The sequence below is a fragment of the Mesobacillus sp. genome (assembly GCF_049588175.1).
GTDB lineage: Bacteria > Bacillota > Bacilli > Bacillales > Cytobacillaceae > Mesobacillus.
In genome coordinates this window covers 1-1,939 of record NZ_JBAVFI010000728.1, presented here as the reverse complement: position 1 = coordinate 1,939, position 1,939 = coordinate 1, and the positions used below count along the sequence as shown (strand labels likewise).

At 45.7% G+C, this 1,939-nt stretch carries 2 protein-coding genes; both read right to left on the bottom strand.

What is annotated here, in order from left to right; translation table 11 throughout:
* On the bottom strand, nucleotides 1-487 hold a 487-nt coding region (locus WB217_RS17655), incomplete at its 3' end, for an SDR family NAD(P)-dependent oxidoreductase (RefSeq protein WP_423994606.1).
* Nucleotides 488-529: 42 nt separating this feature from the next.
* Complete coding sequence (locus WB217_RS17650; RefSeq protein WP_423994605.1) at nucleotides 530-1,849, bottom strand: GntP family permease; 1,320 nt, start codon at nucleotides 1,847-1,849, stop codon at nucleotides 530-532.
* Between the last annotated feature and the right edge of the window lie 90 nt (nucleotides 1,850-1,939).

Below are 1,939 nucleotides of genomic sequence, written 5' to 3'. Positions count from 1 at the left end.
GCCCAATGACGCCATGCTTAGCACTATTGTATGCTGCTTTACCTGCAAAACCAACGAGCCCATTGATTGAAGCCATATTAATGACGCGTCCAAAGCCCTGTTTTTTCATCACAGGCAAAGCGTATTTCAATGCTACAAAAGGTGCTGTAAGCATGACTTTTATCAGCAATTCGAATTTTTCCGTCGGGAAGTCCTCGATCATCGAAACATACTGCAATCCGGCATTATTGATGAGGACATCGACCCGGCCATACTGCTCAACGCATTTCGCAACAGCCTGTGCGATTTCTTCCTCTTTTGTGACATCGCATTTCAATCCTGCAGCCTCAAATCCAAGCTCTCGAAGGCTGGCTGCTGCATTCTCGACGGCATCAGCCTGCAAGTCTGTAAGGAAAACCTTCCCGCCTTGTTCAGCAAAGCTTTTGCCAAGCTCATAACCGATTCCCTGTGCGGCACCTGTTATGAGCACTACTTTATCTTTTACCATCATGAAACTCCTTTCCTTTAGGCTCTTTGGAAATCAACTTCATTAAATCCCCACACCAAACGAGAATAGAATAATAGCCAGAACAACACCAAGAGCTGGAACGATGACTGTTAATGCACCGACAGGATTATAGGCATCCTGATGGGATTCACCGCAAATCGCCCTTACCGTCGTTACTACGTAGCCGTTGTGCGGAAGTGAGTCAAGTGCTCCAGATGAAATGGCCGCAACCCTGTGAAGCGCCTCTGGATTTACACCCATATCCATATAGTGAGGTGCAAGAAGCGGCAGTGCAATGACTTGGCCACCTGATGCTGAACCAGTCATACCAGCGATTACACTGACTGCAACAGCAGCACCGATTAACGGACTTCCTGGAATATTAGTCATTGCCTCGACAGCTGTCTGAAACGCTGGCACTGCTTTGGCAACGCCGCCGAATCCTACAACAGCAGCTGTATTACCAATTGCGATCAAGGCACCCAGAGTTCCTTCGGAAATCGCTTCCCAGAAGTTTTTGAAGTATTTGCGGTTTAACACATAGGTAGCAATTACCCCTCCAAGAAGAGCAATGATCAGGGCAGATTGTTTTAATGAATCATGGAAGACAAATGCGATTACGAGAACGACTAGCAAAGGAATGAGACCCATCCATGGATTAGGCAATGTGCGTTTTTCATTGACAGGATCAGATTCCCTTGACACAAATCTTTCTCCTTTAGCAACAGCTTTGGTGATCATCCGTTTCAGCCACCAATAACCGAAAACCATCATGAAGACAGCGACAATTAAGCTGACCTCCCAACCTGCATATGGAGTTGTTTTCAAGTATTCAATCGGAATCCAGTTTTGGATTTCCGGAGAACCTGCAGAAGTCATCGTAAACGTTACAGACCCGAATGCAAGTGCAGCAGGGATAAAACGTCTTGGAAGATCGGCCTGCTTGAACAAGCTCAGTGCCATTGGATAGACTGAAAATGCCACGACGAACAAACTTACACCGCCATACGTTAAAACCGCACAAGCAATAACAATCGCGAGGACGGCATATTTCATGCCGAACTTTCCGACGATATACTCCGACACGCTGTCAGCAGCGCCGCTATCCTCCATTACCTTTCCGAATATCGCTCCGAGCAAGAACATCAAATACCATGCAGTAACAAAACCAGAGAAACCTGTCATATAATTCCCGACAAAATTGGCTGCGCCTTCTTCGGCCAGCTGCGGAAATAACGGCATACCGCTAAACAACGCTACAAATAAAGCAGAGATTGGACCGACAATAAGTAAATTCATTCCCCTCATCGTCAGAAAAATTAACAATGCCAATCCGCCAATCAAACCAATCATACTTAGCATTCCTTTTCCCCCTTGTTCATTTAGTAATCTTCATAAAGCTAACCGAGCAGCGAGTTCCACCTCATTTCATAAAAAAATGTTAACGCTTAC